Here is an 18,770-nt window from a genome sequence, read left to right as displayed (position 1 = left end):
CATCCACTTGGCTTTCCTGGCTCTATTGCTCCGGAGATCGTAAACAGGTTCTAAGGTCCCGGGCGTGCATTCCACCCTGACTATTGCATCACCGCCCGCGTCGCCCACTGGCCGTTCTTGACCTCGGAAATCGTCACCGCCGCCTTATTGAGATCGCCCTTGGCGTTGAAGGAAAAATCGGTGCTGACCCCGACGTAGCTGAGCTTGGCCAATACCGGCATATAACGCGCCGGTTCCACCGAGCCCGCCTGCTGCATCGCGGCGGCCACCAGCATCATGCCGTCGTAGAACTGCGGCCCCAGTCGCACCACATCCTGTTTGAAACGCGCCTGGTAGCGCTGGCGGAAAGCCTTGCCCGCCGGCCTGTCGTTCAGCTGGCCGCCGGGAATGCCGGCGAAGTGGCCGTTGGCGCTATCGCCGGCCAGGCTGAGAAAAGTCGGGGTCTGCAGCATGTCGCCGCCCAATAGCCTGGCGTCCAGCCCCAGCCGCTTCATCTGTTTGGCCATCGGCGCGGCCTGGGCGTCGGCGCCGCCGTAAAACACCACCTGCGGCCGCAGCGGCTTGACCGCGGTCAGGATGGCGGAAAAATCATTGGCCTTGTCATTGGTGTACTCGCGACGAGCGATCTTGCCGCCGCTGGCCTGTACCGCCTTGGCGAATTCGTCGGCGATGCCCTGACCGTAGGCGGTGCGGTCGTCTATCACCACGATGCTGCTCGCCTTCAGCGTCTGCACCGCGAAACGTCCCAGCGCGGCGCCCACCTGGCTGTCGCTGCCCACCAAGCGGAAAGCGGTGCGGTAGCCCTGCTGGGTATAGGCGGGATTGGTGGACACCGACAGTTGCGGAATGCCGGCCGCGGCGTAGATGCGCGCCGCCGGGATGGATACGCCGGAATTGAAATGGCCGAGCACCGCCTTCACGCCGGCGTCGACGAAGCGCTGCGCCACCTGGGTGCCGATGCGCGGATCGGCCTGGTCGTCCTCCGCCAGCAGTTGGAAGCGCACCGGCTGGCCGCCGATCTGCGGCTTGCGCGCGTTCAGCTCGTCCACCGCCAGCCGCGCGGCGTTTTCATTGTCCTTGCCGTAATGCGCTTGCGGACCGGACAAGGGCGAGGCGAAGCCGATCTTGATCACGGTTTCGGCGGCGGCCGCCTGGACGCCCAGCAATAGCGCGGCGCCGGCGAACGCCGCCCGCAGGGGGATAATGGGTTTCATCTTGTCTCTCCTTTGTTTTGACATCGGTGCTGCGGAATACGACCGGCGCCGCGGCAGCGGCGCCGGCCGGATACTAGTTCACATACCAGATGGTCTTGGTCTGCTGGTATTGCTCCAGCGCCTCCAGCCCCTTGTCGCGACCGCCGAAGCCTGATTGCTTGAAGCCGCCGAACGGCGTGGTGATATCGCCCTCGGAGAAGCCATTGACCGACACCGTGCCGGCGCGCAAGGCGGCGGCGACGCGCTGCGCGCGCCTGACGTCGCGGGTGTACAGCGAGGCGGCCAGGCCGAAAACGCTGTCATTGGCCAGGCGCACCGCTTCTTCTTCGCTGTCGAAGGTGCTCACCGCCAGGATCGGGCCGAAGATTTCCTCTTGGAAGATGCGCATCTTGGCGCTGACCTGGTCGAAGATAGTGGGTTCGATATACCAGCCGCTGCCCAGCTCGGCGTGGATGCGGCCGCCATGAACCAGCCGCGCGCCCTCGGCCTTGGCCGCTTCCAGATAGGCTTTCACCCGCTCGAAATGGGCTTGCTCCACCAACGGCCCCACCTGCACCGTCGGATCGGTGGGCAGGCCCAGCTTCCAGCCGGCCAAACGCCGCTTGAGCTTCTCCAACAAGGCGTCCTTGACGCTGGCGGCGACGATCAAGCGCGAACCGCAGCTGCAGTTCTCGCTCATATTCCAGAACGCCGCGGCCAGCACGTCGTCGACGATCTCGTCCAGCTCGGCGTCCTCGAACACCAGCTGCGGACTCTTGCCACCCAGTTCCAGCACCACTTCCTTCAGATTGCTGTCGGCGGAATAGCGCAGGAATAAACGCCCCACCTCGGTGGAGCCGGTGAAGGACACCATGTCCACGTCCGGATGCCGTCCCAGCGCCTCGCCCACAGCCTGGCCGGAACCGGTGACCAGGGTCAACGCGGCGGCGGGAATGCCGGCCTGATGCGCCAGCTGGGTGATGCGATAGGCGCTGAGCGAGGTCTGCTTGGCCGGCTTCACCACCACCGAGTTGCCGGCTGCCAGCGCCGGCGCCACCTTCCACGCATACATCTGCGCCGGGAAATTCCACGGCAGCACCGCGCCCACCACGCCTATCGGCTCCTTGACGATGAAGCCCAGCGCATCCGGCCCGGTGGGCGCCACCTTGCCGTAGCATTTGTCTATCGCCTCCGCGTACCAGGCAAAGGTGTCCAGCGTGGCCGGCAGATCGGTGTTCAGGCATTCGGTGATGGGCTTGCCGGCGTCGATGCAGTCCAGCGCCGCCAGCTCTTCCACGTGTTCTTGCAATAGCGCCACCCAGCGCTGCATCGCCAGCTTGCGCTCCGCCGGCGGCCGGCGCGACCATTCGCCGGACTCGAAGCAGGCGCGCGCCGCCGCCACCGCGGCGTTGACATCGGCGGCGTCGCCGGCGGCGACATGACCGATCAGGCTGTTGTCCATAGGCGTCCGGTTGTCCAGCCGCGTGCCCTTGCCTTCGTGGCCGGGGATCAACGGGCCGGCCCACAAGCGCCCGGCGCGGGCGTGTTCGAATACGGCTTCCTTGCTTAATGACATTGCAGTCTCCTTTAACGATCGAACGCGGCCAGCGCGTCAAGGAAAGCCTTGGCTTCCGCGCCCGGCAGCGGCAGCAGCGGCAACCGCACATCGCCGGCCTCCACGCCGTGACGGCGCACGCCCAGCTTGGCCTTCTGGTTGTAGCCGCCGGATTCCATCGCCTGGATAGCCGGATACATCGCCGCCATCAGCGTGCGCACCCGCGCCCAATCCTCGGCCTTGGCGGCGTTCAGCATCGCCACCTGCTCGCCGGGGAAGACATTGGCCGCGCCGCTGATCCAGCTGCGCACGCCCCAGAACAGGAAATCCGCCGCCTGGTCATCGCAACCGCAGATCACTTCGAAATCGGGCAAGCGCGCCTGGATCAGCGCCAGCGCGCGGCTGAAATCGCCGCTGCTTTCCTTGATGCCGACGATATTGGGCTCGCGGCTCAGCTCCGCCACGCTGGCGATGTCTATGGACACGCCGGCGCGCGCCGGGAAGTTGTAGAGGATGATGGGCAGCGCGCTGGCGGCGGCCACCGCCTTGAAATGGGCAACGATGCCGGCCTGATCCGGCAAGCTGTAGGCCGGCGGCGCCAGCATCAGCGCCTCGTAGCCCAGCTCCGCCGCCTGGCGCGCGCGCGCTATCGCGCCGCTGGTGGACAGATCGTTGGCGCCGGCGATCAGCCGCAGCCGCCCCTTGCCCGCCTTGGCCACGCACTCCAGCACTTGGCGGCGCTCGTCCTCGCTCAAGGCGTAATACTCGCCGGTGGTGCCGCAGGCGACGACGCCGGCGACGCCTTGTTCGATGAAACGCTCGACCAGCTGCCGCAGCGCCGCCAGGTCCAGATGGCCGTCGCGGTCGAACGGCGTGACGATGGGAACCAGAATGCCTTGTTGTTGCATAGCGTTTTTCCTTTACGCGGTGGGAATCCAGTGAAACGCAATGGCCGCCGGCCTCAAGCCGGGGCCGTTGCGGCGTCGGTACGAGTGCGCCAGATCGCGATATTGGCGTAGCCGTAGAACACGCTGATGGCGATCACCAGCAGGTGGTACCAGAGAAAAGGCAGATACTGCAGCGTGGACACGCCCAGCGTCGCCGCCATGAACACGCCGCCGTCGCTCCACGGCACCATGGGCGCGGTCACCGTGCCGCCGGCCTCGACATTGCGCGACAGCACCCGGCGCTCTATGCCCTGCAAGTCGTAATTGCGCTCGGTGATGGTGCTGGCGGTGATCAGCGACACATAGGCGGCGCCGCCGAAGAAGTTGCCGAAGAAACCGCCCAGAATCGTCGAAACGGTCAAGCGGCCCGGATTATTGGCCCAGCGCAGAAAATTGGCGCTGATCACTTCCAGGATGCCGGCGCGCTCCATCAGGCCGCCCAGGCCCAGCGCGAACAGGATCAGCGCGATCACGCTGAGCATGGACTCGATGCCGCCGCGATTGAGCAAGGTGTTGAGAAACTCGACGTCGGACGTGGTGCGGTTGCCGAAATAAGCGGTACGCACCGCGTCCAGCACGGGCATGTCCTGCGCCCACCAGGCGCAGACCACGCCCATCACCGCGCCGGCGGTGATCACCGGGATGGACGGCAGCCGCATCGTCAGCATCGCGATCACCGCCACCGCCGGCAGCAGCAGCCAGCCATTGATGGTGAAGTGCGAGGCCAGCGCCTGCATCGCCTGATCCGCGCGGCTGGTGTCCAGGCCGGCGTCGACATAGAAAAAACCGACGCCGAGGAACAGCAGCGCGGTCAGCGTCGCCGCCGGCACGCTGACCCACATCATCGAACGGATATGGTCGATCAGGTCCACCTTGCACAAGGAGGCGGTCATCACCGTGGTGTCGGACAGCGGCGACATCTTGTCTCCGACGTAGGCGCCGGAAATCACCGCGCCAGCCACCAGCGGCAAGGGCATGCCAAAGCTGTAGCCTATGCCCATCATCGCGATGCCCGCCGTGCCGGCGGTGCCGAAGGAGGTGCCGGTGGCCAGCGAGGTCAGCATGCAGATGATGAAGGCCGCGCCCAGGAAGATCTGCGGACTCATGATGGCCAGGCCGTAGTAGATGATGGCCGGCACCACGCCGCCGGCGATCCAGGTGCCGATCAAGGCGCCCACGGTGATCAACACCAGCACCGCCACCATGCCGTTGTAAATGCCCTGGATCAGGCCTTGCTGCATCGCGTCGTAACTATGGCCCAACCAATTGCCCAGGCCTATCACCAGGAACCAGCTGCTGAACAGCGCCAGTTGGATTGGCAGGTCCAGCACATTCAGGAACAAGAACATGATGGCGATGAAGCCGGCCATTACCGCGACGACCTGGATTGCGCTCGGCAACCGTGGCGATCTTGCTTGCATGATGCTTCTCCTCTGCTTTAGTTATGCCGCGCGCGGAATCGAGTCCACACGCGGAAACGGCCCACGCGGCCATCAGCCGGTGCATGGCCTGGCGCGCGAGACCAGACGAAAACGCGGCCATCGCCTTGGATAGGGAATCGCCCTAAGAACCTGTTTACGATCTGCTGCGCATGGGCCATACGGCGTTGAAAACGCTTTCAGAATGCTCATGTACCCCCTGTACATTCCGCTGCTTCAACCGTTTTCGCCTTGTCTCGCCCACGTTCTAAAAACGCGCCAGCCGGTAGGGCCGCAGATCCAGGCCGCTGGGACGCTGCAGCAGCATGTCGCACAGCAGCGCGCCGGTGGTGGCGGCCAGCGTCAGGCCCAGATGACCATGGCCGAACGCGAAATACAGGCCCTGGCGATCCGGCGCCGGGCCTATCACCGGCACGGTGTCCGGCAACGACGGCCGGTTGCCCATCCACAGCGTCATGCCTTCGGTGGAAAAATCGCCGACGATGCGCCGCGCCTTGTCCAGCAGGATTTCGGCGCGCCGCCAATCCGGCGCCGCGTCGCGGTGCGCCAACTCCACGGTGCCGGCCAGGCGCAGGCCGCCGTCGGCCAGCGGCAGGATCACGAAGCTTTCGCTGGCGCACTGGATGAAATGGCGCAAGGCCACGCCGGCCTTGGGCAGATTGACGTGATAGCCGCGCTCGCTTTCCAGCGGCACCCGGTAGCGACACTGCCGGGTGAAGCGGTCGCTCCAGATGCCGGCGGTGACGATCACGTTTCCCGCCGCCAGCGTGCGGCCATCGGCGCAGACCACACCATCCACCTTGCCGCCGCGCTCGCTCAAGGCGGTCGCTTCCACTCGCTCGAAAGCGCCGCCCGCGGCGAGGAAGGCGTCGAACAGGCCGCGGCTGAACAGATAGGGATCATCGACATGGGACCAGGCCGCCACCTTGACCGCGCGCTCCCAGCCGTCCTGCAACATCGGTTCGCAGGCCTGCGCCGCCGACCGGTCCAGCGTCTGCCAGGCCACGCCGTGCTCGGCCTTGCGCCGCCACGCCGGCAAGGCCTGTTCCAATTCGGCCGCGTCGCGATACAAGGTCAGCGCGCCGTGCCGCCGCCACATGCCATCCAAACCGGCCTGCGCCACCAGCGGCGCGTAATCGGCCGCGGCGCGGTTCAGCAGCGCCGCCAGCGCGCGGGTCAAGGCCGCCACTCGCGCCGGCCGGCTGGCCAGCGCGAAACGCGCCAGCCACGGCGCCAGCGAGGGCAGATAGCGCCAGCGCACCGCCAGCGGCCCTAGCGGATCCAGCAGCCAGCCGGGCAGACGCCGCCACACACCGGGCTCGGCCAGTGGAATCACATCGCTGACCGCCAGCGCGCCGGCGTTGCCGTAGCTGGTTTCCCGCGCCGGCTCGCCGCGGTCCAGCAGCAGCACCTCCAGGCCGGCCTGCCGCAGCTGCAGCGCCGTGGCGATGCCCACCACGCCGGCGCCGACGACAATGACTCGCTCGCTCATCTCAGGCCACCTCGAAGCCGTGGACGTAAGGATCGGCATCGTCCAGCAGGATGCGGTTGTAGCCGGTGAAGCGCGCCCAGCCCTGCACCGAGGGCACGATGGCCGGGTAGTCGCCGACCCGGGTTTCCTCGAGCACGCGGCCGATAAACTGGCTGCCGATGATGCTCTCGTGGACGAAATCCTCGCCGATGGCGAGCAGGCCGCGCGCGTGCCGCTGCGCCAGCCGCGCCGAGGTACCGGTGCCGCAGGGCGAGCGATCCAGCGCCGATTCGCCGTACAACACCGCGTTGGCGGCGCTGGAGCCGATGTTCTTGGGCGCGCCGGTCCACAGACAATGGCGCACGCCGCGGATATTAGGATCCAGCGGGTGGACGATGTCGTAATGCCGGTTCAGGTATTCGCGCAGTTCGCGCCCCATCGCCACCAGTTGCGCCGGCGAAAAGTCGGCCATGTCGCGATAGCCCGGCTGAGTCTCAACGATGGGATAGAAATTGCCGCCATAGGCGATGTCCAACCGCAAGCGCCCCAGCGCCGACACCTCGGCCTCCACATCGCGCAGATAGAGAAAGGACGGCACATTGGTCAGCGTCACCGCGGCGACCTTGTCGCCGTCCATCCGGTAGCGCGCCGCCACCTTGCCCGCCGGCGTGTCCAAATTCAGCACACCGGGCGTGACCGGCGTCACCAGGCCATGCTCCAGCGCCATGGTGACCACGCCTATGGTTCCGTGGCCGCACATCGGCAGGCAGCCGCTGGTTTCGATGTACAGCACCGCGATATCGCAGTCCTGCCGCGTGGACGGATACAGAAAAGCGCCGGACATCTGCGCATGGCCGCGCGGCTCGAACATCAGGCCGGTGCGTATCCAGTCATAGCGGCGCATGAAGTCCAGCCGCCGCTCCGCCTGCGTCTCCCCTTCCAGCTGCGGGCCGCCGTTCACCACCAGCCGCACCGGGTTGCCGCAGGTATGGCCATCGAGACATTCAAATTCATGTACCGCCATCTTCGTGCTCCTCGCTTGGGATGGCCTCACTGTAACCGCGCTTATTTTTGAATACAATTTTCACATCCAGCCAGATGTGATCTTGCCTACAAAAATTCTTTCATTTACATGGAAATCAATATTTTTATCATTAAAATCAATTCTTTAATTTATGTTGCGTTTTATACACCTTGCATCGCAGCATAAAAACAGGCTGTTCATACCATTTTTATGGATACATAATCCTCAAAAATTGAATACAAAATTGCCAATGCGGCCCATGCCAGCCATTGCCGGCCCAGGGCGCGCCTGTGATAATTCGCCGGTTCAAACCGCCGACACCGCCATGACTCAAGCCAACACGCCGCGCCAGACCCTGACCTCCGCCACCACCGACGCATTGCGCCAGCGCATCCTGATGGGCGAATGGCCGGCCGGCACCCAGTTGCGGCAAGAAGCATTGTCCAAGGAGCTTGGCGTCAGCCGGGTGCCGCTGCGCGAAGCGCTGCGACAATTGGAAGCGGAGGGATTGGTGGCCATCACCGAGCGGCGCGGCGCGGTGATCGCCCAGCTATCGCTGCCGGAAGTGCTGGAATTGCTGCGCGTCAGAGTGCTGCTGGAATGCGATATGCTGCTGGAGGCGGTGCCGCGGCAGACCCAGGCGGATCTGGACGCCGCCGGCGCCTTCCTCGCCCAGTTCGAGGATGCGCTGCATAGGCGCGATGTCGGCACCTGGGGGATTCTGAATTGTCGTTTCCACCTGGCGCTGTACCAGGCGGCCAATCGACCGCAAACGCTGGCGCTGATCGAGCAACTGCACAACCGCACCGATCGCTATACCCGGATGCAGATCCTGCTGACCAATTTCAGCGACCGCGCCCATCGCGAGCACAGCGAGATGCTGGAATTATGCCGCCGCAAGGACGCGGTCAGCGCCGCTGCCTTTCTGCGACAGCACATCCTCAACGCCGAAGAGGCGCTGGAAGCCTGGCATCAGACACACCAAGGGGAAAGCGGCCGCGGCGTGGCGGCCAGACAGGCCTGAGCCCACATCCTGGGCACATTGCATGACCATGTCCTGTCACGCCTATCGATCGCTGATGGCCGCCGCGATTCGACGACTCACTTCTCATCCCATCCAGTTTACCGACCGTGAGCCCACCTTGATCGGCAAGGTTTGCCATACCCAGATAGTCAATATGAATACTTTTCTTATATTCAAAATAGCTCTATTGACATTACAGTTTTGATCGTTTGATTATTATCAAATAATGCACAGTTTTGAAAATGCTATAGGCATCAAAATAACAGCAAAACATATTCCCCAGACAAAGCGATATTGATTCCCATAGGCTTACCGCTTTGTTTAACAAACAAAAATCATACCCCCACACCACCCCACACAGTCCTGCCCACCCCAATCTGTACACATCTGATCACACCAAACTGTACATTGCCTGTATCCATACAATGCGATAACAATGCTCACGACAATTAAAAAGCGATTCATCATAATTAGGCTATGAATTTCAGCGCATAGCCCGATTGTCAGACGATTGCCTGACAACATGAAATCGCCCGCCGCCGGAAGCAACTGTCGGACCCGCGTTCCATCCGGCACCTCTTATCGTGTCAGCTGAAACAAAATGAGCCATTGTGATGCCACATTTAGACAGAAAATATGACATTCAAGAATTGAATGATAATCAGATCGCCATAAACATTAATGGCGACACCGTAGCCGCCGCCCAGGGCGAGACCGTGCTCAGCGTGCTCAACGCCATCGGCCTGCGCCGCGTTGCCCGCAACGACAATCAGCAAACCATGGCCTCCTACTGCGGCATGGGCGTTTGCCATTGCTGCCTGGTGCGCATCGACGGCCGCTACAAGCGCCGCGCCTGCCAGACCGTGGTACAGCCTGGCATGCGGGTGGAAACCGGAGCCAATCGTATCGAGCAGGAGGGCTTGCAATGAGCTTGCGCCCCGTCATCGTCGGCGGCGGGCCGGCCGGCATGGCCGCCGCCATCGAACTGGTCAAGCACGGCCTGCCTTGCACCCTGCTGGATGAAGCCTCCCGCCTTGGCGGCGTGGTATACCGCGGCCCCTTGCGCCAGGGCGTGACCCTGGACTATCTGGGCGAGCGCTATCGCGACGCGATGCACGCCCTGCACGCGGAATTCGCCGAGGTCGCCCATGCGGTGGACGTCAAGCTGAACAGCCGCGTCGTCGGCGGCGAGGCCGGCCAATGGCTGTACGCGCTGAACGCGGAAGAAAAGGTGGAGAAGATAGACTTCGAGCACTTGCTGCTATCCGCCGGCTGCCACGAGCGCAGCGTGCCCTTCCCCGGCTGGACTCTGCCCGGCGTGATCATGCTGGGCGGCCTGCAATTACAGATCAAGAGCGGCGTGGTCAAGCCGCTGGGCCGCACCACCATTGTCGGCACCGGCCCGCTGCTGCCGCTGGTCGCCTGTCAATTGCACCGCGCCGGCGCCGCCGTGCAAGGGGTCTACGAAGCCTGCTCCTTCAGCCGCATGGCCAAGGAAACCCTGGCCATGCTCAATAAGCCGCAGCTATTCCTGGACGGCCTGAGCATGCTGGCCTACCTGAAACTGCACGGCATCCCGCTGCATTACGGCTGGGGCGTGGTGGAAGCCTGCGGCCAGCAGGAATTGCAGCAAGTCACCGTCGCGCCTTACGACGACAACTGGACGCCGGATCTGAACCAGGCCGTCAACCTGGCCACGGAAACCCTGGCGGTCGGCTATGGCTTCATCCCGCGCACCCAGCTGACCCAGCAAATGGGCCTCCGCCACGCTTACGACTCCGACGGCTTCCTCAAGCCGGAAATCAACGGCTGGCAGCAAAGCAGCGAAAGCCACATCCACCTGGCCGGCGACATCGGCGGCCTGCGCGGCGGCGAAGCCGCCATGCTCAGCGGCCGCATCGCCGCCCAGTCCATCCTCAAGCAACGCGGCGCGATCAGCGCCGAGCTGGCCGAAAAGAACCGCCAGCGCTACCTGACCGAACTGAAAGCGATACTGCGCTTCCGCGTCGGCATCGACAGCTTCACCCAACGCGGCAGCGGCCAGCTGTCGCTGCCGCGCGAAGACACCGTGATCTGCCGCTGCGAAAACGCGCTGCGCAAGGACATAGACACCGCGCTGGAACAGGGGGTGCAGGATTTGATCAGCCTGAAGATGCGCACCCGCGTCAGCATGGGCGATTGCCAGGGCAAGATGTGCGTCGGCTATTGCAGCGATCGGCTGCGCGAACATACCGGCAAGGCCGATGTGGGCTGGATCCGTCCGCGCTTCCCGCTGGACCCCTTGCCGTTCTCCGCCTTCCAAACCGAAACCGAAGAGGCCTGACCATGAGCAGACAATACGATATCGTGATTGCCGGCGGCGGCGTGATCGGCGCCTCTTGCGCCTACCAACTGTCCAAGCGCAAGGATCTGAAAATCGCGCTGATCGACGCCAAGCGCCCCGGCAACGCCTCGCGCGCGTCCGCCGGCGGCCTGTGGGCGATAGGCGAATCGGTTGGCCTGGGCTGCGGCGTGATCTTCTTCCGCATGACCTCGGCCAAGAACAAGCGCGAGGCGGCCGGCGCCGCCATCGCCGTGGACGCCAGCACCCCGCACATCCTGCCGGAATCCTTCTTCAATTTCGCGCTGGCTTCCAATGCGCTGTATCCGGCCCTGCATCAGGAATTGATCGAAAACCACGGCATGGATTTCAAGTTCGAGGAAACCGGGCTGAAATTCGTGATTTACGATGAAGAAGATCAGCTCTACGCCGAACACATCGCCGCGCAGATCCCCCATCTGTCCGACCAGGTGCGCTGGGTGGACCAGGCTCAGCTGCGTGCAAACGAGCCCTATATCAGCCATGAAGCCACCGGCGCGCTGGAATTCCTGTGCGACCACCAGGTCAGCCCCTTCCGCCTGACCGACGCCTACACCGAGGCGGCGCGCCAGAACGGCGTCGACGTGTTCTTCAACACCAATGTCACCGGCGTGCTCAAGCAAGGCTCGCGCGTCACCGGCGTGCGCACGCTGGAAGCCGGCGAATTCCATTGCCACACCCTGATCAACGCCGCCGGCTCCTGGGCCGCCGAGCTGAGCCAATGGGCGACCGGCGTCAGCATCCCGGTCAAACCGGTCAAGGGCCAGATCGTGCTATCGGAAAAGATGCCCAAGCTGCTGCGCGGCTGCATCACCACCAGCGATTGCTATATCGCGCAGAAGGACAACGGTGAAATCCTGATCGGCAGCACCACCGAGGACAAGGGCTTCGACGTCAGCAACACTTATCCGGAAATCGCCGGCCTGGTCAAGGGCGCGATCCGCTGCCTCCCGGAGATGAAGAACATCAATATCAAGCGCTGCTGGGCCGGCTTGCGCCCCGGTTCGCCGGACGAGCTACCCATCCTGGGGCCGATGCAGGGCGTGGACGGCTATCTGAACGCCTGCGGCCATTTCCGCACCGGCATTCTGACATCGGCCATCACCGGGGTGATGCTGGACGCGCTGGTGCGCGGCGAAACGCCGCCGCTGGACGTGAGTCCCTTCCTCGCCGACCGTTTTCACGCCGCACCCGTCAAACCGGCCGCGGCCGAGCTGATGCCGGCCTAAGAGCCAGTCAAAGACAAACCAGTTCCCAGATGTTCCTCTGTTACAGGCCGGCTAGTCCGGCCTGCTTTTTTTGTCCAGCCGAGTCCACCCTCTTACTGGCCAACGCCGCGACGTTCATACACCGCCTGCGCCAAGGTGCCCAGGTCGACATACTCCAGCTCGCCGCCCACCGGCATGCCCCGCGCGATGCGCGTCACCTTCAGGCCGCGCTCCTTCAGCAGTTCGGCGATCATGTGCGCGGTGACCTCGCCCTCGGCGGTGAAATTGGTGGCGATGATCACCTCCTCCACCCCCTGGTCCTGGACCCGCACCAAGAGCTTGTCCAGATTGATGTCGCGCGGGCCGACATTGTCCAGCGGCGAGATGCGGCCCATCAGCACGAAATACAGGCCGTCGAAGCACTTGGCCTGTTCCAGCGTCAGCAGATCCGCCGGCATCTCCACCACGCACAGCAAATCCTGCCGGCGCTCCTCGTCGGCGCAGATCGGGCACAGCGGCGTTTCGCTGAAGGTGTTGCAGCGCTCGCAGTGGGTCAATTGGGTCAGCGCACGGTCCAGCGCGCGCGCCAGCTTGTCCGCGCCCTTCTTGTCGCGTTGCAGCAGATGGAAGGCCATGCGTTGCGCGGTCTTGGGGCCGACGCCGGGCAGCACTTTCAGCGCGGAGATCAGGTGGTCTAGGGCGGGAGGATTCTTCATCGCGTTCACAATCGGGAAAAACGGCGGCGCAGGCGCGCATGCCGCCAGGCAAAGACCAAGTGGAAAATAGCGTAATGCAGCCGCAGCAGCAGCAGCAGCGGCGCGCGCGGCGCGAAGCCGACACGGTCCACCACTTCGCACCCGCCGGCCACCGCGCGCACCCGCCGCCGGTGCAGCCAGCGCCGCTGGGTCAGCATGGTCGAACGCTCGTCGAAGGCGCCCGGCTCCAGCCGCGTCAGCTCCAGCTCGTCATACTCCACCGGCAGCAGGCCGAACAACAGGATCCAGCAACGCCCTATACGCGCCGGCGGCGCCAGCCCGGCGGGCAGCGCATTGCCAGGCAAGCGCATGCGGAGCCAGGGCCCCAGTTCCGCATTGATGCCGACGGCGCTGGTGGCGTGCGCCCACACCTGGTCCGCATCGGCGCGCAGCCGGCTACGCACGGTGAAATGAGCGAATCGGCGCATCGCGGCCTCCATCGGACAACGCAAAAATGGCCCGGCGCGCGCCGAGCCATCCGGATAGCGAAGCCGCTGCGATCAGAACGGCAGCTTCATGCCGGCCGGCAGGTTCAAGCCGGCGGAAAAACCGGACATCTTCTCCTGAGTGGTGGCTTCCACCTTGCGCACCGCGTCGTTGAGCGCGGCGGCGATCAGGTCTTCCAGCATTTCCTTGTCTTCCTTGGCGTCTTCCAGCAGGCTGTCGTCCAGGCTGACGCGCTTGACATCGTGCGCGCAAGTCATCACCACCTTGACCATGCCGGCGCCGGACTGGCCTTCCACTTCCACCTTGGCCAGCTCTTCCTGCGCCTTTTTCATATTGTCTTGCATTTGCTGGGCCTGCTTCATCAGGCCGGCGATACCACCTTTGCCAAACATAATCGTTTCACTCCTTAACGGGTTGAATGGTTTCGATGAGCAGCGTCGCGTCGAATTCACGCACCATTTGCTGCACCACCGGATCGTTTTTCATATTCTCGCGGGCGATGTCCAACTGCTCCTGCCGATGGCGGGCGTCTTTCATCGCCGGCGTTTCCAGGCCCAGTTCCTCCACCGTCACCGTCAACTCCACCGGCCGGCCGAAACGCTCGCGCAAGGCGAGCTTGAGCTTGTCCTGATAATCGCGGCTGGTCATGTGGCGGAAGCTTTCCGGCACCGCCAGCGCCAGGCTGTGCTGGCTCCAATCCTTCAATACCGCATTATGGGCCAGCATGCGCGCCGCGCCCAACTTGACGCCCAACTCGGTCACCAGCGCCTGCCAGTCGCCGTCGAACTCATAATCGACCGCTTCCTCCGGCGGCGCCTGCAGATAGGACGGCATCTCCTCGTCCGCCGCCGCGCCCTGGCCCCAGGGCACATCCTCCGGGCCGACATCGCCGGCCTTGTCCTCGTCTTCCTCGCCGGCCACTGGCGCCGCGGGCCGCGGCGGCGGGCTTGCCGGCGCGGCGGCCGGGATCGGGGCCGGGGCGGGGCTGGCCGCGGGCTCGGGTTCGGGTTCCGGCGCCGGAGCGCTGTCCTCGGCGGCCGGCTGCGGCGCGGCACGCGGCGCTGGAGCACTCAGGCCGGCGGCCTGCAAGGCGCGCGCGGCTGGCGACACTCCGCCGCCAGCGGCCTGGGCCGGTGGCGGATTGGGCCGCGCCGGCGCGGCGGCGGCCGGGCGCGGCGCCGCGGCTTCCGGCTGCGCGTTGACCGGATGGAAGGCCAGCATGCGCAATAGGGTCATATTGAAACCGGCGTGCTCGTCCGGCGCCAGCGCCAGGTCTTTGCGGCCATGGATGGAAATCTGGTAATACAGCTGCACGTCCTGCGGCGCGATCGCGTCCGCCAGCGCCTGCAGCGCTTCGCGCTCCGGCTCGTCCGCCGCAATCGCCTGCGGCACCGTCTGTAGCAGCGCCAGTTGCTGCAGCAGCACCGCCAACTCGGTCAGGGCGCTGTCGAAGCTGATGCCGCGCTCGGCCAATTGTTCGGCCTCGGCCATCAGCTGCGGGCCGTCGCCAGCCGCCAGCGCCTGCAGCAAGGCGTACAGATAGCGGCGGTCCACCGCGCCCAGCATCGCGCGCACGCCGTCTTCCTTCACCTCGCCCAGGCCATAGGCGATGGCCTGGTCCAGCAGCGACTGCGCGTCGCGCATCGAACCGGAAGCGGCACGGCCCAGCAAGGCCAGCGCCGGCGTCTCGTAGGCGATGCCTTCCACGTCCAGCATGTGGGCCAGGTGGCCGGCCACTTGCTGCGGCGTCATATTGCGCAGCGAGAACTGCAGGCAGCGGCTCAGCACCGTGACCGGCACTTTCTGCGGATCGGTGGTGGCCAGGATGAATTTGACGTGGGCCGGCGGCTCCTCCAGCGTCTTCAGCATCGCGTTGAAGGCGCTCTTGGACAGCATGTGCACTTCGTCGATGATGTAGACCTTGAAGCGGCCGGATGTCGGCGCGTACTGGGCGTTTTCCAGCACTTCGCGGATATTGTCGATGCCGGTGTTGGACGCGGCGTCGATTTCCAGCAGATCGACGAAGCGGCCGGTGTCGATCTGGCGACAGGCCGAGCATTCGCCGCAGGGTTCGGCGGTGGTGCCGGTTTCGCAGTTCAGGCTCTTGGCCAGAATCCGGGCGATGGTGGTCTTGCCCACCCCGCGCGTCCCCGTCAGCAGGTAGGCGTGGTGAAGACGCTGTTCTTTCAGGGCATTGGTCAAGGCGCGCACCACGTGCTCCTGGCCGACCAGGTCGGCAAAGCGCTTGGGACGCCACTTACGGGCAAGGACTTGATAGCTCATGGGGGCGGATTTTAATGGCAATCGCCGCGCGTGGCGACAGGTTTCGCGCCGCCGCCGCGGCGGGCGGCGCGTGGTTTCAAGGCTGAGCCGCCGCCTGGCCGGCCAGATAGCGCAGGCGCAGCTGATCGGCGATTTCCTGCACCGCCTTGGCGTACAGCGTGCTGCGGTTGTAGCGGGTGATCACGAAGAAATTATTGAGCCCCAGCCAGTATTCGGTCACGCCCGGCGCGGTCTCCAGCGGCACCAGCACCGCCGGCACGTCGTCGGCCACCGGCGCCTGCGGCGTCACGCCCATTTTCTTCAGCTCGCCCACGGTGTAGTGCAGATTGAATTTATCGGCGACCAACTGATCGATCTGCGGCCCCGGCTGCACGCTGGCCGGCAGGATCACGTCGGCGCCATGGCGCCAGCCGTGACGCTGGAAGTAATTGGCCACGCTGCCGATCACGTCGTCGGAGTCGCTCCAGATGTCGCGATGGCCGCTGCCGTCGAAATCCACCGCCCATTTGCGGAAGCTGGACGGCATGAACTGCGGCCAGCCCATCGCGCCGGCGTAGGAGCCCTTCAGCGTCAGCGGGTCCTTGCCCTCTTCCTTGGCCAGCAGCAGGAACTCGGTCAGTTCTTTGCGGAAAAACTCGGCGCGGCGCGGATAATCGAAGCCTATGGTGGACAAGGCGTCCACCAGGCGGAAACTGCCGGTGTTGCGGCCGTAATGCGATTCCACGCCCAGAATGGCGACGATCACCTCCGGCGCCACGCCATATTGCTGTTCCGCGCGCGTCAGCGCGGCGGCGTTGGCGCGCCAGAAGGCCACGCCGTCGGCTATGGTCTGCTCGCCCACCGTGGATTTGCGGAATTGATACCAGGGCCGCGAGGTGGACGGCTTGTCCAGTATCTTGATGATATTGGGCTTGAGTTCGACATTGGCGAACACCGCCTCCAGTTCCGGGCGGTTGAACTGACCGCTGGCCACTTGCTCGTCGATATAGCGCTGCACGTCCGGGCGCGCCAGGAAGGCCGCGTCGGCCTGGGCCAGTTGGAAGGAGAACAAGGCCGCCAGCGGGGCCAGTTTGCACAAGAGTCTCATAGGCGAAGAAAAGTGATAGCTGTTTTCAAGTTGCAAGACCGCGCGCGCATCACGCCCGGAACGACAAGGCGCTGGATACCAGCCGCGCGGTGATGTCGACGATGGGAATCACCCGCTCGTAGGCCATCCGGGTGGGGCCGACCACGCCCAGCGCACCGACCACCTGGCCGTTGATGCGATAAGGCGCGGTCACCACCGAGCATTCGTCCAACGTTACCACGCCAGACTCCTCGCCGATGAAAATGTTCACGCCCTGGGCGTCCCGGCCCTGGTTCAGCAGCTTCAGCAGCTCGGTCTTGCGTTCGAAGACATTGAACAGCTGACGCAGCCGCGACAAGTCGTCGGACAGGTCGTTGACCTCCAGCAGCCGGTTGCCGCCCGCCACCACCACCGCGGCGTTGCTGGCGTTCATCGAGCTTTGCCCCAGCCGTATCGCCGCCGACATCAGCTCGGCGATATCGCCCTGCAACTGGCGCAGTTCGTCCGCCACGCGGCTGGCGATGCTGGCCAGGCCCTGGCCGGCGTAATGCTGGTTGATGAAATTGCCGGCCTCGATCAGCTCGGACGGGGTGTAGTCGCGCTCGGTGGTCAGTAGATGGTTCTGCACATCGCCGTCCAGCGTCACCAAGATCATCAGCACGCGCCGCTCGGACAGGCGCAGGAATTCGATCTGGCGGAAGGCGATGTCGGAGCGCTGCGGCGTGACGATCACGCCGGCGAAATGGGTCAATTCGGACAGCAGCGAGGACGCCGACTGAGCGATGCGCTGCGGGCTGTCCGGCTGTAGGTTCAATTCCAGCTCGTGCAGCGCCGCTTCTTCCAGCGGCCGGATGGTGAGCAGGCGATCGACGAACACGCGGTAGCCGCGCGCGGTGGGCACCCGGCCGGCCGAGGTGTGCGGCGCCACGATCAATCCCATGGTTTCCAACTCCGCCAGCACATTGCGGATGGACGCGGACGACAACTCGATGCCGGGCAGCATGGACAGGGTTTTGGACCCCACCGGCTGGCCGTCGACGATATAGCGTTCGATCAGGACCTTGAGCAGGTGTTGCGCGCGTTCGTTCATCATGATGGTTTCATTGTACACAGGGTGGACACTTGTAAAAGTGGTCGCAATCACAACTTTTTCAAGCAATATCGCCACGCGCCCGTCCCGAAGGACGGTGGCGCCGGCAAGCGGCTCTGCCGTTGGCCAAGGCTTTATGAGATAATCGACGGCATCTTTTCGGCTATCGGCGCGGCAAGCGCGAGCGTGGCGGGATCCGCCCCCGCGCCGCGCAAACCCCTGTCCGGCATCGGGTTTTCCCCGCCGCCATGGACGCGGGCCGCCGCTGGCCGAGCATTCATTTTGTTTAGCGCCCCCCACACTGGAGACAGCATGGCATCCGAAGACAAGAGCAAAGCGTTGGCCGCGGCCCTTGCCCAAATTGAAAAACAATTTGGCAAGGGTTCGATCATGCGCATGAGCGACAACCAGATCAACGAAAACCTGCAGGTGGTCTCCACCGGCTCGCTGAGTCTGGACCTGGCGCTGGGCGTCGGCGGCCTGCCGCGCGGCCGCGTGGTGGAAATCTACGGCCCGGAGTCGTCCGGTAAAACCACCTTGTGTCTGCAAGCGGTGGCCGAGATGCAAAAATTGGGCGGCACCTGCGCCTACATCGACGCGGAAAACGCGCTGGACCCGCAATATGCGCAAAAGCTGGGCGTCAAGGTCGACGACCTGCTGATCTCGCAGCCGGACACCGGCGAGCAGGCACTGGAAATCTGCGACATGCTGGTGCGCTCCAGCGGCGTCGATCTGATCGTGATCGACTCCGTCGCCGCGCTGGTGCCCAAGGCTGAAATCGAAGGCGAAATGGGCGACAGCCACGTCGGCCTGCAAGCCCGCCTGATGAGCCAGGCGCTGCGCAAGCTGACCGGCAACATCAAGCGCACCAACACCCTGGTGATCTTCATCAACCAGATCCGCATGAAG

At 64.5% G+C, this 18,770-nt stretch carries 17 protein-coding genes; 5 read left to right on the top strand and 12 right to left on the bottom strand.

The window, feature by feature from the left end:
* Positions 1–80 precede the first annotated feature (80 nt).
* The 6 genes from ACE3QM_RS21345 to ACE3QM_RS21320 form a co-directional block, all read right to left on the bottom strand.
* Entirely contained in the window at positions 81–1,214 is a 1,134-nt protein-coding gene (locus ACE3QM_RS21345) for a branched-chain amino acid ABC transporter substrate-binding protein (protein ID WP_231462827.1), read from the bottom strand.
* Positions 1,215–1,287: 73 nt separating this feature from the next.
* A complete protein-coding gene (locus ACE3QM_RS21340) occupies positions 1,288–2,769 on the bottom strand; it encodes an aldehyde dehydrogenase (RefSeq protein WP_374424695.1) in 1,482 nt (493 codons plus the stop codon).
* Between the two features lie 11 nt (positions 2,770–2,780).
* Positions 2,781–3,656, bottom strand: coding sequence for a 4-hydroxy-tetrahydrodipicolinate synthase (dapA, locus tag ACE3QM_RS21335; RefSeq protein WP_048409844.1), 876 nt, complete (start codon positions 3,654–3,656; stop codon positions 2,781–2,783).
* Positions 3,657–3,709: 53 nt separating this feature from the next.
* Positions 3,710–5,116: a Na+/H+ antiporter NhaC gene (gene nhaC / locus ACE3QM_RS21330; RefSeq protein ID WP_048409843.1), complete on the bottom strand. Its 1,407-nt coding sequence runs from the start codon at positions 5,114–5,116 to the stop codon at positions 3,710–3,712.
* A gap of 265 nt (positions 5,117–5,381) precedes the next feature.
* Positions 5,382–6,626 carry an FAD-binding oxidoreductase gene (locus ACE3QM_RS21325; RefSeq protein WP_048409842.1) on the bottom strand — a complete coding sequence of 415 codons (1,245 nt, stop codon included), beginning with the start codon at positions 6,624–6,626 and terminating at the stop codon, positions 5,382–5,384.
* Position 6,627: 1 nt separating this feature from the next.
* Positions 6,628–7,629: a 4-hydroxyproline epimerase gene (locus tag ACE3QM_RS21320; protein ID WP_374424692.1), complete on the bottom strand. Its 1,002-nt coding sequence runs from the start codon at positions 7,627–7,629 to the stop codon at positions 6,628–6,630.
* A 325-nt stretch (positions 7,630–7,954) separates the two neighbouring features.
* Between ACE3QM_RS21320 and ACE3QM_RS21315 the strand changes: the two genes are divergently transcribed.
* From ACE3QM_RS21315 to hcnC, 4 genes are all read left to right on the top strand, one after another.
* Positions 7,955–8,653 carry a GntR family transcriptional regulator gene (locus tag ACE3QM_RS21315; protein ID WP_048409840.1) on the top strand — a complete coding sequence of 233 codons (699 nt, stop codon included), beginning with the start codon at positions 7,955–7,957 and terminating at the stop codon, positions 8,651–8,653.
* Positions 8,654–9,303: 650 nt separating this feature from the next.
* Positions 9,304–9,582: a (2Fe-2S)-binding protein gene (locus ACE3QM_RS21310; protein WP_374424690.1), complete on the top strand. Its 279-nt coding sequence runs from the start codon at positions 9,304–9,306 to the stop codon at positions 9,580–9,582.
* On the top strand, positions 9,579–10,976 hold the full coding sequence (locus ACE3QM_RS21305) for an NAD(P)/FAD-dependent oxidoreductase (protein ID WP_048409838.1): 1,398 nt from the start codon (positions 9,579–9,581) through the stop codon (positions 10,974–10,976). Before ACE3QM_RS21310 ends, ACE3QM_RS21305 begins: the two co-directional genes overlap by 4 nt.
* Before the next feature lie 2 nt (positions 10,977–10,978).
* Complete coding sequence (gene hcnC, locus ACE3QM_RS21300) at positions 10,979–12,241, top strand: cyanide-forming glycine dehydrogenase subunit HcnC (protein ID WP_374424688.1); 1,263 nt, start codon at positions 10,979–10,981, stop codon at positions 12,239–12,241.
* Positions 12,242–12,333: 92 nt separating this feature from the next.
* Here the strand turns inward: hcnC and recR are convergent, their stop codons facing one another.
* The 6 genes from recR to hrcA form a co-directional block, all read right to left on the bottom strand.
* Entirely contained in the window at positions 12,334–12,936 is a 603-nt protein-coding gene (recR, locus tag ACE3QM_RS21295; protein ID WP_048409836.1) for a recombination mediator RecR, read from the bottom strand.
* 5 nt (positions 12,937–12,941) lie between these two features.
* Complete coding sequence (locus tag ACE3QM_RS21290) at positions 12,942–13,403, bottom strand: hypothetical protein (protein WP_374424686.1); 462 nt, start codon at positions 13,401–13,403, stop codon at positions 12,942–12,944.
* 72 nt (positions 13,404–13,475) lie between these two features.
* A complete protein-coding gene (locus ACE3QM_RS21285; RefSeq protein WP_231462848.1) occupies positions 13,476–13,814 on the bottom strand; it encodes a YbaB/EbfC family nucleoid-associated protein in 339 nt (112 codons plus the stop codon).
* Positions 13,815–13,821: 7 nt separating this feature from the next.
* A complete protein-coding gene (dnaX, locus tag ACE3QM_RS21280; protein ID WP_374424683.1) occupies positions 13,822–15,705 on the bottom strand; it encodes a DNA polymerase III subunit gamma/tau in 1,884 nt (627 codons plus the stop codon).
* Between the two features lie 76 nt (positions 15,706–15,781).
* Positions 15,782–16,792 carry a lytic murein transglycosylase B gene (gene mltB / locus ACE3QM_RS21275; protein WP_048409833.1) on the bottom strand — a complete coding sequence of 337 codons (1,011 nt, stop codon included), beginning with the start codon at positions 16,790–16,792 and terminating at the stop codon, positions 15,782–15,784.
* Between the two features lie 49 nt (positions 16,793–16,841).
* Positions 16,842–17,864 (bottom strand): heat-inducible transcriptional repressor HrcA, encoded by a 1,023-nt coding sequence (gene hrcA, locus ACE3QM_RS21270; protein ID WP_231463597.1) that lies wholly within the window; start codon positions 17,862–17,864, stop codon positions 16,842–16,844.
* A 309-nt stretch (positions 17,865–18,173) separates the two neighbouring features.
* Here hrcA and recA point away from each other — a divergent pair.
* A partial coding sequence (gene recA / locus ACE3QM_RS21265; RefSeq protein WP_374424681.1) for a recombinase RecA occupies positions 18,174–18,770 on the top strand: 597 nt, incomplete at its 3' end.

It is taken from the genome of Chromobacterium sp. (genome assembly GCF_041912965.1).
In the GTDB taxonomy this organism is placed as follows: Bacteria; Pseudomonadota; Gammaproteobacteria; order Burkholderiales; family Chromobacteriaceae; genus Chromobacterium; species Chromobacterium aquaticum.
The sequence above is the reverse complement of the archived record's forward strand: the minus strand, read 5'-3'. Positions and strand labels throughout refer to the sequence as shown.

What these genes read in the sequence shown, in the direction of transcription:
- ACE3QM_RS21345 (WP_231462827.1), bottom strand. Translation starts at nt 1,214, where the DNA reads ATGAAACCCATTATCCCCCTGCGGGCGGCGTTCGCCGGCGCCGCGCTA.
- ACE3QM_RS21340 (WP_374424695.1), bottom strand. Translation starts at nt 2,769, where the DNA reads ATGTCATTAAGCAAGGAAGCCGTATTCGAACACGCCCGCGCCGGGCGC.
- dapA (WP_048409844.1), bottom strand. Translation starts at nt 3,656, where the DNA reads ATGCAACAACAAGGCATTCTGGTTCCCATCGTCACGCCGTTCGACCGC.
- nhaC (WP_048409843.1), bottom strand. Translation starts at nt 5,116, where the DNA reads ATGCAAGCAAGATCGCCACGGTTGCCGAGCGCAATCCAGGTCGTCGCG.
- ACE3QM_RS21325 (WP_048409842.1), bottom strand. Translation starts at nt 6,626, where the DNA reads ATGAGCGAGCGAGTCATTGTCGTCGGCGCCGGCGTGGTGGGCATCGCC.
- ACE3QM_RS21320 (WP_374424692.1), bottom strand. Translation starts at nt 7,629, where the DNA reads ATGGCGGTACATGAATTTGAATGTCTCGATGGCCATACCTGCGGCAAC.
- ACE3QM_RS21315 (WP_048409840.1), top strand. Translation starts at nt 7,955, where the DNA reads ATGACTCAAGCCAACACGCCGCGCCAGACCCTGACCTCCGCCACCACC.
- ACE3QM_RS21305 (WP_048409838.1), top strand. Translation starts at nt 9,579, where the DNA reads ATGAGCTTGCGCCCCGTCATCGTCGGCGGCGGGCCGGCCGGCATGGCC.
- hcnC (WP_374424688.1), top strand. Translation starts at nt 10,979, where the DNA reads ATGAGCAGACAATACGATATCGTGATTGCCGGCGGCGGCGTGATCGGC.
- recR (WP_048409836.1), bottom strand. Translation starts at nt 12,936, where the DNA reads ATGAAGAATCCTCCCGCCCTAGACCACCTGATCTCCGCGCTGAAAGTG.
- ACE3QM_RS21290 (WP_374424686.1), bottom strand. Translation starts at nt 13,403, where the DNA reads ATGCGCCGATTCGCTCATTTCACCGTGCGTAGCCGGCTGCGCGCCGAT.
- ACE3QM_RS21285 (WP_231462848.1), bottom strand. Translation starts at nt 13,814, where the DNA reads ATGTTTGGCAAAGGTGGTATCGCCGGCCTGATGAAGCAGGCCCAGCAA.
- dnaX (WP_374424683.1), bottom strand. Translation starts at nt 15,705, where the DNA reads ATGAGCTATCAAGTCCTTGCCCGTAAGTGGCGTCCCAAGCGCTTTGCC.
- mltB (WP_048409833.1), bottom strand. Translation starts at nt 16,792, where the DNA reads ATGAGACTCTTGTGCAAACTGGCCCCGCTGGCGGCCTTGTTCTCCTTC.
- hrcA (WP_231463597.1), bottom strand. Translation starts at nt 17,864, where the DNA reads ATGATGAACGAACGCGCGCAACACCTGCTCAAGGTCCTGATCGAACGC.